At 72.2% G+C, this 13,033-nt stretch carries 14 protein-coding genes; 9 read left to right on the forward strand and 5 right to left on the reverse strand.

All coding sequences use genetic code 11. The features are described from left to right. Positions 1-19: 19 nt before the first annotated feature. From ABZ098_RS16850 to ABZ098_RS16870, 5 genes are all read right to left on the reverse strand, one after another. Positions 20-1,249, reverse strand: coding sequence for a DegT/DnrJ/EryC1/StrS family aminotransferase (locus ABZ098_RS16850; protein ID WP_356591684.1), 1,230 nt, complete (start codon positions 1,247-1,249; stop codon positions 20-22). Positions 1,250-1,338: 89 nt separating this feature from the next. Beyond that, positions 1,339-2,478, reverse strand: a complete 1,140-nt coding sequence (locus ABZ098_RS16855) for a GNAT family N-acetyltransferase (RefSeq protein WP_356591686.1) — start codon at positions 2,476-2,478, stop codon at positions 1,339-1,341. A 160-nt stretch (positions 2,479-2,638) separates the two neighbouring features. Further along, positions 2,639-3,286, reverse strand: a complete 648-nt coding sequence (locus ABZ098_RS16860; RefSeq protein WP_356591688.1) for a response regulator transcription factor — start codon at positions 3,284-3,286, stop codon at positions 2,639-2,641. Beyond that, positions 3,283-3,411 (reverse strand): hypothetical protein, encoded by a 129-nt coding sequence (locus tag ABZ098_RS16865; RefSeq protein WP_356591690.1) that lies wholly within the window; start codon positions 3,409-3,411, stop codon positions 3,283-3,285. The genes ABZ098_RS16860 and ABZ098_RS16865 overlap by 4 nt, the downstream gene beginning before the upstream one ends. Continuing rightward, the gene (locus ABZ098_RS16870) at positions 3,408-4,610 is read right to left on the reverse strand and encodes a sensor histidine kinase (protein ID WP_356591692.1); all 1,203 of its coding nucleotides are present in this window, start codon (positions 4,608-4,610) and stop codon (positions 3,408-3,410) included. Before ABZ098_RS16870 ends, ABZ098_RS16865 begins: the two co-directional genes overlap by 4 nt. A gap of 160 nt (positions 4,611-4,770) precedes the next feature. Here ABZ098_RS16870 and ABZ098_RS16875 point away from each other — a divergent pair, with 160 nt between their 5' ends. From ABZ098_RS16875 to ABZ098_RS16915, 9 genes are all read left to right on the forward strand, one after another. Next, the gene (locus ABZ098_RS16875) at positions 4,771-5,556 is read left to right on the forward strand and encodes a class I SAM-dependent methyltransferase (RefSeq protein WP_356591694.1); all 786 of its coding nucleotides are present in this window, start codon (positions 4,771-4,773) and stop codon (positions 5,554-5,556) included. A 106-nt stretch (positions 5,557-5,662) separates the two neighbouring features. Further along, positions 5,663-6,280: a TOPRIM nucleotidyl transferase/hydrolase domain-containing protein gene (locus tag ABZ098_RS16880; protein WP_356591696.1), complete on the forward strand. Its 618-nt coding sequence runs from the start codon at positions 5,663-5,665 to the stop codon at positions 6,278-6,280. Between the two features lie 229 nt (positions 6,281-6,509). Then, on the forward strand, positions 6,510-7,622 hold the full coding sequence (locus ABZ098_RS16885) for a Gfo/Idh/MocA family oxidoreductase (protein WP_356591698.1): 1,113 nt from the start codon (positions 6,510-6,512) through the stop codon (positions 7,620-7,622). Continuing rightward, entirely contained in the window at positions 7,619-8,545 is a 927-nt protein-coding gene (locus tag ABZ098_RS16890; protein WP_356591700.1) for a PmoA family protein, read from the forward strand. The genes ABZ098_RS16885 and ABZ098_RS16890 overlap by 4 nt, the downstream gene beginning before the upstream one ends. After that, positions 8,521-9,291, forward strand: coding sequence for a cupin (locus tag ABZ098_RS16895; RefSeq protein ID WP_356591702.1), 771 nt, complete (start codon positions 8,521-8,523; stop codon positions 9,289-9,291). Before ABZ098_RS16890 ends, ABZ098_RS16895 begins: the two co-directional genes overlap by 25 nt. A 70-nt stretch (positions 9,292-9,361) precedes the next feature. Beyond that, positions 9,362-10,645, forward strand: coding sequence for an ABC transporter substrate-binding protein (locus ABZ098_RS16900; RefSeq protein WP_356591704.1), 1,284 nt, complete (start codon positions 9,362-9,364; stop codon positions 10,643-10,645). Continuing rightward, positions 10,642-11,580: a sugar ABC transporter permease gene (locus tag ABZ098_RS16905; RefSeq protein WP_356591706.1), complete on the forward strand. Its 939-nt coding sequence runs from the start codon at positions 10,642-10,644 to the stop codon at positions 11,578-11,580. Before ABZ098_RS16900 ends, ABZ098_RS16905 begins: the two co-directional genes overlap by 4 nt. Further along, the gene (locus tag ABZ098_RS16910; protein WP_356591708.1) at positions 11,577-12,437 is read left to right on the forward strand and encodes a carbohydrate ABC transporter permease; all 861 of its coding nucleotides are present in this window, start codon (positions 11,577-11,579) and stop codon (positions 12,435-12,437) included. Before ABZ098_RS16905 ends, ABZ098_RS16910 begins: the two co-directional genes overlap by 4 nt. Beyond that, the gene (locus ABZ098_RS16915) at positions 12,434-13,033 is read left to right on the forward strand and encodes a hypothetical protein (RefSeq protein WP_356591710.1); all 600 of its coding nucleotides are present in this window, start codon (positions 12,434-12,436) and stop codon (positions 13,031-13,033) included. Before ABZ098_RS16910 ends, ABZ098_RS16915 begins: the two co-directional genes overlap by 4 nt.

The raw sequence follows: 13,033 nt of genomic DNA on the forward strand, positions 1-13,033 counted from the left end.
ATCGTCGGGGTGGCACAGCTCACTGATCCAGCAGCCGGGGCGGTGTGGCGTCCGGGACCGGTCGCAGCAGAGCGGGGTGCGCGTCGGCCACCCGTTCCTTCGTGAACGCGGCCACGATCGGGCGCGCGAGCAGGGGATCGGCCGGGAGCGTGTGCGCGGCGAACCAGCGGGCGGGCGCAGGGTCGGGGGAGGGCTCGACGAACTCCGCGCCCGCGTAGTCGTCCAGCGGCGGGTCGTAGATGTAGCCGCAGACCAGGTCGTGCCGCACCAGCCGCTGCACCAGGGCGTCGCGGTCGTGGACCAGGAGCGGCACCCGGAACAGCGGGAGGGGGCCGTCGTGCGCCGTGCGGTCGCGCAGCGCCGGAGACGCCCACGGTGTACCCGCCAGCAGGGCGACCCCGGCCCGGCGCCGGGCCAGGTCCTCGTCGAGCCGGGCCATCCGCAGCCCGAGCTGACCGCGGACCAGCGCACCGTGCCGGGAACGGTAGCCGTGCAGATCGACGCGGACCCAGCGCTCGTAGGCGGTCAGGCTCGGGGCCTCCCTGGCGGAGGCGGCGAGCCGCGGCGCGTGCAGGGCCATCCGGAACGCGTCGCGCTCCATCAGCCCGAGGCGCTCCATGGTCCGCCACACCGGGCGCACCAGACGGAACGAGCGGACGGCGGACCGGGCCAGCGGGCGCAGGGTCGTCGTCAGGTCCTCGCGCAGCCGGCCCGGGGTCAGGAGGTCGTCCCGCAGCAGCTCCAGCTCCCTGCGGGTGCGCGCGTCCTCGACGGCGAGGAAGCCGCCCGCCATGCCCGCCACATGCTTCGACAGACTGAACGCCGCCGCCTTGCCGAAGGTCCCGACCGGCTGCCCGTCCACATGGCTGCCGATCGCGTGCGCGGCGTCCTCGAACAACGGGATCCCCAACTGCGCGCAGCGGCGCCGCAGTTCGAGGACCCGGTCGGGCACGCCGTACAGGTTGGTGGTCAGGACCGCGTCCACCTCGCGCCAGGCCGACTCCGGCACGGCGGCCGGGTCGATGTTGCCGTCCCACACGGACACCGGGGCCATCACGGGGCGCAGCCCGGCCGCGAGGACCACGAAGAGGATCACGTCGTCGTTCACCGGCGACATCAGCACCCTCGCGCCCGGCCGGCACCAGCGCCGGAGCGCCAGGTACAGGGCCAGCCGGGCCGAGGGCGTGTAGACGCACTCGCGTCCCAGTCGCCGGGTCATCGTCGCGGCCAGCCGCGAGCCGTACGGCATCGGCACCCCTTGTGTCGACGGGCCGGGGAACGGCCGTGGAAGAGGACATGCGTCGGCTCCCCCGCGGGAACCGGGATGACGGGTCCGCGTCAGCTCGCCAGCGGTCCCGCGCTGCCGGAGTCGGAGCGGTGCCCTGACGTGCGCAGGGTGCCGACGGTCTTCAGGAGGCGGTCGGCGGGCTCGCGCAGGGCCGGGTGGGCGTTGACCGTGTTGCGCAGGCCGCGCACCGGCCGGCGCCACAGACGGTGTGCCGTCGCGACCGGATGGGGTCGGGTGGCGAATCCTTCCGCCACGCGCAGCTCACGGGTCTTGAGCCAGTCCTTCCACTCCTTGTCGCCGCGCCCCATGTCCATGAGCCGGGCCCCGCGCCGGCCCGCGGCCTCGGCCATCCGCAGGTGCATGATCAAGCCGGGGGAGTAGTAGCGCAGTTCGGGGTCGTACGCGGTGAACCAGGGGGCGAACACCGTGCGCGAGGTCGGTCCGAAGTGGGCGGCCACCGGCCGGTCACCGGCGTACACCACCGAGAGGACCCCGGTGAAGTGCTCCTCGCGGACCTGGAAGAGATCCTCCACCAGGTCCACGATCCACGGCCGCGCGAACCGGTCCATCCGGCCCGTCCTGCGGTACTGGGCCGACTTCCACCGCATCAGCGTGCGCAGCGGCCCCGGGTCGCGCTCGTCGAACACGAACCGCAGCTCACCCAGGTCGCGGGCCAGCCGGCGCTCCTTCTTGAGGGTCGTCTTGGCGATCCCCGGGTACGCGCCGCGCAGCCACTCCGGGTAACTGTCGCTGCCGACCTTGAGATCGATCACCGGGGAGGCGAACGTGCCCGTGACGTAGGGGGCGAAGGGCTTCTGCTCCTCGACGAGGTGGTCGAACTCGAACACCGAGAGCCGGCACGCCTTCAGCAGCGCCCGGGTGTCCCAGGTGACCCCGGGGCGGTGCACGAGGCCCTGGCAGTCGGACAGTCCGAGGCCGATGGCCCGGCCGACCCCGAACGAGCCGCGTTCGTAGGGGAGGAAGCCCACGGCCTCGCCGCGCTGGTGCAGGACCGCCACCCGGGCGCCGCCGCGGTGCCTGTCGATCCCGGCCGCGAACTCCGGTGCCAGGAACGGGTTGGCGTAGTCGGGCGACTCGTCCATCGCCCGGTGCCAGGCCTTGCGGAGCGAGGTGTCGAGTTCTCCGGGTCTGTGGATCGTTATGTCCGTGTCGCTGCTCATGGATCGCATGGGCGATCGCTCCCCCCAATTCCCCCCACGACGCGGCGTCCGCGTCCCGCCGATCGAAGTGCCGGCAAGGATCAAACGTCGCCAAACAGTACGCATGCTGTCAAGGGTGCCTGCCGTAACGGAAGAGTGCGGATCGGACGCCCCTGGTTCCCGCCGCCGGTCACGGGAGCAGCCGCCGTTCCTTGGCGACGGCGACCGCGCCCGCCCGGGTGTCGACGCCCAACTTGCCGTAGATCCGCCCCAGATGGGTCTTGACCGTCGCCTCGCTGATGAACAGGGCCCGGGCGATCTCCCGGTTGCCGAGGCCACGGGCGAGTTGCGCGAGGATCTCGTGCTCGCGCGCGGACAGGGCGGGGCGCGGGCTGCGCAGCCGGGTCAGCAGCCGGTCGGCCACCGGGGCGGACAGCGTGCTGCGGCCCGACGCCGCGTCACGGATGGCCGAGAACAGCTCGTCGGGCTGTTCCGCCTTGAGCAGATAGCCGGTGGCGCCCGCCTCGATGGCGCGGGTGATGTCGGCGTCGGTGTCGAACATGGTCAGCACCAGCACCCGTGGGCTCCGCTCGCCCCGCGCGGTGAGCTGCCGGGTGGCGGTCACCCCGTCCATGCCACCGTCGAGTTGAAGATCCATCAGGACGACGTCGGGATGCAGATGGGCCGCCATCGCGAGCGCCTCCTCGCCGGTCGCGGCCTCCCCGACCACATCGATGCCGACCGCACTGGAGAGCAGGGCCCGCAGCCCGGCACGTACGACGGCATGGTCGTCGCAGAGCAGCAGCCGGACGGGGGAGGTGGGCGGCGGTGTGCTCACGGGGCGGGCTCCTTGAGGGCGAGGGGGACGGCGGCCGACACGACGGTGCCGTCTCCCGGGGAGGGTTCCGCGCGGTCGTCGCGGAGCGGCAGCCGGACGGGGGAGGTGGGCGGCGGCGTGCTCACAGTGCGGGCTCCTTGACGGCGAGGGGGACGGCGGCCGACACGACGGTGCCGTCTCCCGGGGCGGACTCCACGGTGAGCGTGCCGCCGGCCTGGCGGGCCCGGATCCGCATGGCGGGGAGCCCGTGCCCCCGCGTCGACGACTTCGGTTGCCGGGCCCCGGCCTGCTCGAAGCCCCGCCCGTTGTCGGCGACGTCCAGCGAGACCTGGTCGTCGAGCCACGTCAGCGTGAGCGCGGCCCGGGTCGCCGCCGCGTGCTCCCGTACGTTGGCCAGCGCACCCTGGGCGATCCGCAGCAGCGCCGCCGCGACCCGTTCCGGCAGCGGGCCCGGTTCCCCGTCCAGCCGGAACTCCACGGTCAGCCCCGGGCCGCTCTCCCGCCGGGCGAGTTCGTCGAGGGCCTCGGCGAGGGAACGCTCCGCGAGGTCGGCCGGGGCCAGGTCGTGCACGAAACGGCGGGCCTCGGTGAGGCCGCGCGAGGTGATCTCCGCCGCCGCCCGCACATGCTCCCGGGCCGCACCCCGATCGGTGTCCCACACCCGCTCGGCGGCCTGGAGCAGCATTCGCTGACTGGACAGCTCCTGCGCGAGGGTGTCGTGGATCTCCGCGGACAGCCGCTGCCGCTCGGCCAGGACCCCGGCCCGCCGCTCGGTGGCGGCGAGTTCGTGCCGGGTGCGCACCAGGTCCTCGATCAGCACGCGCTGGCGGGCCCCCTGCCGTTGCAGATGCACGAGCACGGCGGTGGCGACCGCGGCGACGGCCGGCGGGGCCACGACCATGTTGGGGTTGAGCGGCCCCTCTGCCACCCGTATCTCCGAGAGCACGACCAGCGCGGTGAGCACGGCCGCCGCCGGCACCGCGATCCTCGGCGGCAGCGCGTGCAGTCCGGCGAACAGCAGGGGCATCACACACCAGGTGGCACTCGGCGCGAGCACCAGCAGCACGACCCATACGGCGGTGACCGAGCCCAGCCAGAGCAGGTGACGGCGCGTGGGCGGCAGCCCCGGCCGGGGCGGCGGGGCCAGCAGGTGACCGAGGACGTACAGCAGACAGAAGAGGGCGAACAGCGCCACCACCCACCCGCTGCGCGCCCCGCCCTGGTCGCGGCTCAGGAAGCGGACGAACGACGAGCCCAGCAGTATGAAGAACGCGCCGTGAACGATCGCGCCCAGCCAGCGCTCGTCCGGATCGGTGTGGTTCATGCTCCGTGTCTAACGTGCCGGTCGCGCCACCGCATCAACCGATCGGCTGACATGACGGTCGCCCGAACCTCCCCCGGGAAGGAGCCTGTCGACCGAGCCGGACCTCCGGCCGCCGCACCGAGGCTTGGCACCAGAGCGACGATCTCCGAGAGGCCTCCCGATGCCCGCCAAGAACCTCACCGCCAACCGCGCCGCCCTCGGCCACCGTGTCGGCTACGCCCTGCGCCACCCCGACCGCGTGCCCCGCCACGTGGCCCGTGCCGCCCGTGACCTGTGGCTGCGCCGCCGCCACCCGGACCACGTCTCCTACTACCGCGCCGTGATGCGCTCGGACACCCGCGCCGACCCGGACGCGGCCGTGGGCAGCCGCAACCGCGAGCGCTGGCTGGCGCTCGGGGCGATGCAGTTCGACTACCTGCTCGGCCACGGTCTGCGGCCCGAGCACCGCATGCTGGAGATCGGCTGCGGCAACCTGCGCGGCGGCTGGCGCTTCATCCGCCACCTGGAGCCCGGTCACTACTACGGGATCGACATCTCGCCCGACATCCTCTTCGCCGCGCAGGACACCGTCGTCGAGATGTCCCTCCAGAAGCGGCTGCCGAACCTGACCCCGGTCCGCGACCTGACGCTGCGCTTCCTGCCGGACGCGCACTTCGACGTCGTCCACGCGCACAGCGTCTTCTCGCACTCGCCGCTGCCGGTGATAGACGAGTGCCTGGCCCATGTCGGCCGGGTGCTCGCCCCGGGCGGCTGGTTCGACTTCACCTTCGACCGCACCGAGGGTGAGGAGCACCATGTGCTCCGGGAGGACTTCTACTACCGCGTGGAGACGCTCACGGCCCTGGCCGAGAAGCACGGGCTGCGAGCCCGCTTCATGGAGGACTGGGAGGCACTTCCGCACGGTCAGTCCAAGATCCGGGTCACGCACGGGTCCGCGAGCCGGTGAGACGGGTGTCGGTGAGTCGGTTTGTCGGTGAGTCGGTGAGTCGGTGAGTCGGTGAGCCGGTGGAAATTGCCTGTCGCCGCAGCCGGTGAGGGCACAGACTCGTCCCATGGCTGACATGGGGGCTTTCAGGGACGCGGTCACGGCGTGGGCGGCCGGAGGCCCCGGCGACCCGGCACGCGAGCTGGCGGCGCGGCTGTCCGTCCGGGCCGTCGTCCTGCTCGAAGGACCGAGCGACGTGGCGGCGGTCGACGCGCTGGCCGCGAGCCGGGGCCGGGACCTGGCCGCCGAGGGTCTCTGCGTCCTGGCGATGGGCGGGGCGATGAGCGTCGGCCGTTTCGCCGGGCTGCTCGGGCCGTCCGGCCTCGGTCTGCGCCTGACGGGACTGTGCGACGAGCGGGAACAGCCGTTCTACGCCCGGGGCTGGGAGCGGGCCGGCGCGGCTCCGGACGGGTACTTCGTCTGCGCGGCGGACCTGGAGGACGAGCTCATCCGCGCGCTGGGTGTGCCACGGGTGAAGGAACTGGTGCGCGAGGAGGGCGACCTGCGGCCCCTCCAGACCTTCCTGTCCCAGCCCGCCCAGCGGGGCCGCACCGCGGAGCAGCAGTTGCGGCGGTTCCTCGGCACGAAGAAGGGCCGCAAGATCCACTACGGCCGCGTCCTGGTCGAGGCCCTCACGCCCGACCGCGTACCCGCCCCGCTGGACGACCTGTTCGCCGCCCTGTGACCGGCGCTGTCCGGCACGCCCTGAGCGCGCCGGACGGCAGGTCCGGGGGCGAGTAGGCGCTCACCTCGCTTGATCAGGCAGGTGAACGAGCGGTGTGCGTGGCGTGTTCACCGATATCACCGCCCGGGGTCTTGTTAGGACAATCGCCGGGGATCTAGGGTCGACCCCGGGGAGCAAGCGCTTTCCCCGCACGTCAGCGTCCCCTTGCCGGACGTCCGAGGAGGACCGTATGTCCCGTCCAGCCCGCCGCCGCGCAGCCGTGGTCGGCACCGGCGCCATCGTCAGCGGAAGCCATCTGTCCGCGCTCAGGGCCCACGCCGAGCGCACGGAACTGGTCGCCGCCGTCGACGTGGACGAGGGCAGGCTCGACGCCTTCCGCGAGCTCGCGGGCGACGAGGTCGCCGGGTACACCTCGATGGCCGCGATGCTGGACGCCGTACGCCCCGACCTGGTCCTCATCGGCACCCCGCCTTCGCTGCACCGGGAGCAGACGGTGGCCGCCCTCAAGGCGGGTGCCTGGGTGCTGTGCGAGAAGCCGCTGACGCTGTCCCTCGCCGAGTACGACGAGATCGCCGCGGCCGAGGAGGCCTCCGGCGCCTACGCCTCCGTGGTCTTCCAGCACCGCTACGGCTCCGGCGCCGTCCACGCGCGCGAGCTCATCACGAGCGGCGAGCTGGGCGCCCCCCGGGTCGCGCACTGCCAGACCACCTGGCACCGGGACGCCGCCTACTACGCCGTACCGTGGCGCGGCACCTGGGCCAGTGAGGGCGGCGGCCCGACCGTGGGCCACGGCATCCACCAGTACGACCTCCTCCTGCACCTGCTCGGCCCCTGGGCGGAGATCCGCGCCATGGCCGCCCGGCTGGTCCACGACACGGAGAGCGAGGACGTCTCCACGGCCCTCGTCCGGTTCGAGAACGGCGCCCTCGCCACCGTCGTCAACAGCGTGCTGTCGCCCGACGAGGTGAGCCGCATCCGCGTCGACTGCGCCGACGCGACCGTCGAACTCACCCATCTGTACGGCCACCGCAACGAGGACTGGACCTACACCCCCGCCCCCCATGTGGCCGCCGACCGCGTCGACGCCTGGCGCACGCCGGCCGCCGACGTGCCCAGTTCGCACACGGCCCAGCTCGGAGCGCTCCTCGACGCGTACGACAACGGTGTCAGGCCTCCCGGCAGTGGTGCCGACGCGCGGGCCACCCTCGAGTTCGCGGCCGCGCTCTACAAGTCCGCCTTCACGGGGCGGCCCGTGCTCGCGGGCGAGATCGCGCCGGGCGACCCCTTCTACCCGGCCATGCACGGCGACCACCCCCACTGGGCCCCCAAGGAGCGCGCATGAGCATCCGCGTCAGCCACGTCCACGGCGAGCACATCGCCGTCGAGGCGGCGAACGGCACGGAGATCCTCCGCTACGTCTACCGCCCCGACCCCGAGGCCTTCGAGGCCCAAAAACCCTACGCCCACCCGGTGCGCACCCTCGGCGGCCGCACGGTGACCGGCTACCGGCCCAACGACCACCGCTGGCACAAGGGCCTCCAGATGACCGCGAGCCATCTGTCGGGGCAGAACTTCTGGGGCGGCAACTGCTACGTCCACGGGCAGGGCTACCTCCCCCTGCCGGAGCGCGTCGGCTCCATGCGGCACGACGGCTTCCCCGCGTTCACGGTCTCCGAGGCCCGGCTGGACGTCACCGAGGCGCTGACCTGGGTGGAGAACGGCGGCGAGGAGTGGGCCCGAGAGGAGCGCGGACTCGCCGTCCACTCCGTCGACGAGGCCACCGGCTCCTGGGCGCTGGACTGGTCCATCCGGCTCACCAACCTGCGGGCCGAGCCGCTCGCCTTCGGTTCCCCCACCACCGCCGGCCGTGACATGGCCGGCTACACCGGACTCCAGTGGCGCGGCCCCCGCGACTTCACCGGGGGCGCGGTCTTCGCCCCGGACACCGACGGCGACGCGGACAAGCTCATGGGCAGCCAGAGCCCCTGGCTCGCCTTCACCACCGAGCACGACGACGTGGACGCCCACTCCACGCTGGTCTTCGCGCACGCTCCCGAGAACCTCGATCCGCGGACCGCGGTCCACGAGTCGCACTGGTTCGTGCGCTCCCGGCCCTTCCCGACGGTCGCCTTCTCGTGGGCGTTCTTCGAGGAGTTCGAGCTGCCGCCGGGGGAGTCCTTCGCGTACCGCTACCGGCTGGTCGTGGCGGACGGCGCCTGGGACGAGGAACGTGTCTCCACGTGTCTGGAAGGCCTGTCCTGGTGAAGCCCGACCTTCCCCGCCCCCTGCCGGGCGCCGTGGGCCTGTCCCACCTGAGCGCCTACGACTGGGAGGCCGCCGACGGCGTCTGCGGCGGCAGCCCGCACCTGCACCTGGTGTGCACCGAGGCGTACGTCGTCACCGGCGGCCGGGGCGCCGTGCAGACGCTGAGCCCGGACGGCTACCGCGAGATCCCCCTGGAGCCCGGCTCGATCGCCTGGTTCACACCCGGCACCGTGCACCGCATGGTCCAGGGCGGCGATCTGCGCATCACCGTGCTGATGCAGAACAGTGGTCTGCCCGAGGCCGGGGACGCCGTCTTCACCTTCCCGCCGGAGGTGCTCGCCGACCCCGAGCGGTACGCCGCCGCTGCCCAACTCCCGCCCGGGACCGGCCCGGAGACGGCCGCCGCCGCCCGGCGCCGCAGGGACCTCGCCGTCGAGGGCTACCTCGTGCTGCGCGAGGCCCTGGCCGACGGCGACAACGGCCCCTACCTGGAGTTCCAGCGGACCGCCGCCCGTCTGGTGCAGGACAAGGTGCCCGACTGGCGTGAACTGTGGCGGGCCGGAGCCCTCGCCACCGCCGAGCGCACCGGCGCCCAGCTGGACGCGCTGGCCGCCGACGAGCCGTCGTATCTCGACCAGGCGACCGCCTACGAGGCCGCACCGACCCGGCTCGGCGGCTTCGGGATGTGCGGCAGACGCGACGAGTACAACCTGCCGGGGACGACGCTGCCGTACCGCGGCGAGTAACACCGTTCGCCGTGGGGGGAGTTCGAGGGGGGCCGTAGAAAGTCCGAGGAAGGGATGAGGTGACCTCGGCATGCCCGGACACAGGACAAAGGGGTTCTGCGCCTCGGCCGTCGCACTCGCGCTCTGCGCGCTGGCGGCCGGTTGCGGGAGCTCCGGCGAGACGGTCGGCGGCGGCAAGGTCGTGCTCCGCTACACGTGGTGGGGCAACCCCGACCGCGCGGAGCGCACCGAACAGGCCGTCGCCCTGTTCGAGAAACAGCACCCGAACATATCCGTCCAGACGTCGTTCTCGGGTTACGACGCCTACAAGCAGAAGCTGGCCGTCCAGGCCTCGGGCGGCGACGCACCCGACGTGATGCAGCTCGACTACCGCCAGATCGACCAGTACGCCTCCGGTGGGGTCCTGCTCGACCTGGCGAAGCAGAAGACGGTCCTGCGCACCTCCGAGATCGACCCCGGGCTGCTCGCCACCGGCCGCGTGGACGACACCCAGTACGCGATCCCGCAGGGCCGGGGCACCGAGACCGTCGTGTACGACGTCAAAGCCTGGAAGGACTCCGGGGTGCCGCTCCCGCGCGCGGGCTGGACATGGTCCCAGTGGGCCGCGTCCGTAAGGGAGTTGGCGGAGAAGACCGGGAAACCCGGCGCCACCGACCCCGGTCAGAGCGAGGACGCCTTCGAGGTCTGGCTGCGCGGACAGGGCAAGGAGCTCTACACGAAGAGCGGCGGACTGGGATTCACCGCCGACGACCTCACCAAGTGGTGGACTTTCACAGACCAGTTGAGGCGCGAGGGGGCGGTCTCCCCGGCCGAGCAGACCACCCAGCTCGACGGTTCCGTGGAGAACACCCCGCTGGGCCGCGGCAAGGCGGTCTCCGACACCAACTGGGACGCCCCGTCGAGCGGTTACCTCGCGCTCGTCCCGACGGGGATCGCCCTGGCCCCCATGCCGTCCGGCTCCGACGGCAGGCCGGGGCAGTACTTCAAGCCGTCGATGTTCCTCGGCGTCTCCGCCCACACCGGCCACGCCGAGGAGGCGGCCCGGCTCGTCGACTTCCTCCTCAACGACCGGGGCGCGGCGAAGATCCTCGGCGCCACCCGGGGCATCCCCGTCAACGAGACCATCCGCGAGGAGACCACCCCGCTCCTGAAGGACTTCGACAAGACGGTGGCCGACTACCAGGCCTCCCTGGAAGGGAAGTTGAAGGATCCGCCGCAGGCCCCGCCCTCCGGCGACAACGCCCTCCAGACCACCTTCCAGCGCGACTACGACCAGGTGTCCTACGAGCGCATGACGCCCCGCGAGGCGGCCGAGGACTACGTCACGGAGGCGAAGGCGGAGCTGAGGTCATGACCACCACCACGATCCCCACGGCCGGGAAACCCGCCACCGCCACCGCTCCGAGGAGCCGCCCCAAGCGCGAACGCGAGGGCGCCGCCTGGGTGTTCCTCTCCCCGTGGGTCCTCGGCGCGAGCGTCCTGACCCTGCTGCCGATGGCCGTCTCGCTGTACCTGTCCTTCACCGACTACAACCTCTTCGACCCGCCCCACTGGGTCGGCCTGCGCAACTACACGCAGATGTTCACCGAGGACCCGCGCTACTGGCGCTCGGTCCTCACGACCGTGACGTACGTCGTCATAGCCGTGCCCCTGCAACTCGCGCTGGCCCTGGCCGTCGCGCTCGCCCTGAAGTCCATGAAGCGCGGCAAGGCCTTCTACCGGTCCGCGTTCTACGCCCCCTCGCTGCTCGGCGCCTCCATGTCGATCGCGCTCGTCTGGCGGGCCGTCTTCAACGACGGCGGCACCGTGGACAACCTGCTGGGCACCGGCGGCTGGGTCAACGAACCCGGCTGGGCGCTGCTGGCCGTCGCACTGCTGACGGTGTGGCAGTTCGGGGCGCCGATGGTCATCTTCCTCGCCGGACTCCAGCAGATCCCGGCCGAGCTGTACGAGGCGGCCGCCGTCGACGGGGCCGGCCGGTGGCGGCAGTTCCGGTCCGTCACCGTGCCCATGCTGTCCCCGGTGCTCTTCTTCAACCTGGTCCTCCAGACCATCCAGGCCTTCCAGGTCTTCACGCCCGCCTTCGCGGTGAGCGCGGGCAAGGGCGGCCCCGCCGACTCGACGCTCGTCTACACGATGTACCTCTACGACCGCGGCTTCGTCGCCTCCCACATGGGTTACGCCTCCGCGATGGCCTGGGTCCTGCTGCTGGTCATCGGCGTCGTCACGGCGGTGCTGTTCCGCACCTCGCGCTCCTGGGTCTTCTACGCGTCCGAGGGGGACCGATGACCACAACCGCCTTTGTCCGCAAACCCGTTCGCCGGGGACGGGTCGCCCTGCACCTGGGCTGTCTGGCCGCCCTGCTCGTGATGCTCTACCCGCTGGCCTGGCTGCTGGCCACCTCGCTCAAGCCCGCCGACGAGGTCATCGCCAGCCTCGGCCTCCTCCCGAGTCACCTGGAGTGGTCCAACTACGAGACCGCCTTCGAGGGCGTCAACGACGTCTCCGTCTGGCGGCTGCTGTCCAACTCCCTGCTGATCGCGGGCGGCGCGGTCCTCGGCAACGTCATCAGCTGCTCGCTCGCCGCCTACGCCTTCGCGCGGCTGCGCTTCCGCTTCCGCGGGCCGCTGTTCGCCTTCATGATCGCCACGATCATGCTGCCGCACCACGCGATCCTGATCCCGCAGTACATCATCTTCAACCAGCTCGGCCTGGTGAACACCTACTGGCCGCTGATCCTGCCCAAGTTCCTCGCCACGGAGGCCTTCTTCGTCTTCCTCATCGTCCAGTTCATGCGCGGTCTGCCACGTGAACTGGAGGAGGCCGCCCGCATCGACGGCTGCGGGCCCTTCCGCAGCTTCTTCCGGATCGTGCTGCCGCTGACCAGGCCCGCGCTGATCACCACGGCGATCTTCACCTTCATCTGGACCTGGAACGACTTCTTCACCCAGCTCATCTACCTCTTCGACCCGGACAAGTTCACGCTCACCCTCGCCCTGCGCTCGTTCGTGGACGCCTCGAGCCAGTCGGCGTTCGGCCCGATGTTCGCGATGTCGGTGATCGCGCTGCTGCCGATCGTGCTGTTCTTCCTCGCCTTCCAGCGGTTCCTGGTGGAGGGCATGGCCAGTTCGGGACTCAAGGGATGAGCGGGACGGGTGCCCGTGAACCCGGGGAGGTCTTCGGCCCCCGGATGACCCTGTTCGCCGACATGCTGAGCGTCGGCCTGGCAACGGCCGTGGTGTGCCTGCCCGTTGTCACGATCCCGGCCGCCCTGTCGACCGCCTGTGCGGTACTGCGCGGCGCGGGGGAGGGCCGGCCCGCCACCGCGGGACGGTACGTCGCGGTCCTGCGGCGACGGCTGCGGGCCGGTGACCTGGCGGCGGGAGTTGTCGCCCTGGCGGGTGCGCTGCTGTTCCTGGCGGATCTCGCGCTGGCCGGCGCCGGGCTGCCGGGGGCGCCGCTGTTCGCGGTGGTGGCTGCCGGGATCGGGGCTGCCGCCCTGGTGGTGGGCCTGCGGGCCTGCGCCCGCCCCGAGTCGCTCAACGACTGGCCGGCAGCGGTCCGGGAGGGCACCCGGGAGGCCGTGCGGGACGTCGGCGGCAGCGCCCTGGTGCTGCTCGCCGTGGCCACGGCGGCCCTGTGCGCCTGGATGCTGGTGCCGCTGGCCTTCCTGGTGCCCGGGCCGCTGGCGCTGGCGCTGACCGCCGTTCATGTCCGACGGACCGTCAATTCGCCCAGTTGA

The sequence above is a fragment of the Streptomyces sp. NPDC006335 genome (genome assembly GCF_040612795.1).
Lineage (GTDB): Bacteria > Actinomycetota > Actinomycetes > Streptomycetales > Streptomycetaceae > Streptomyces.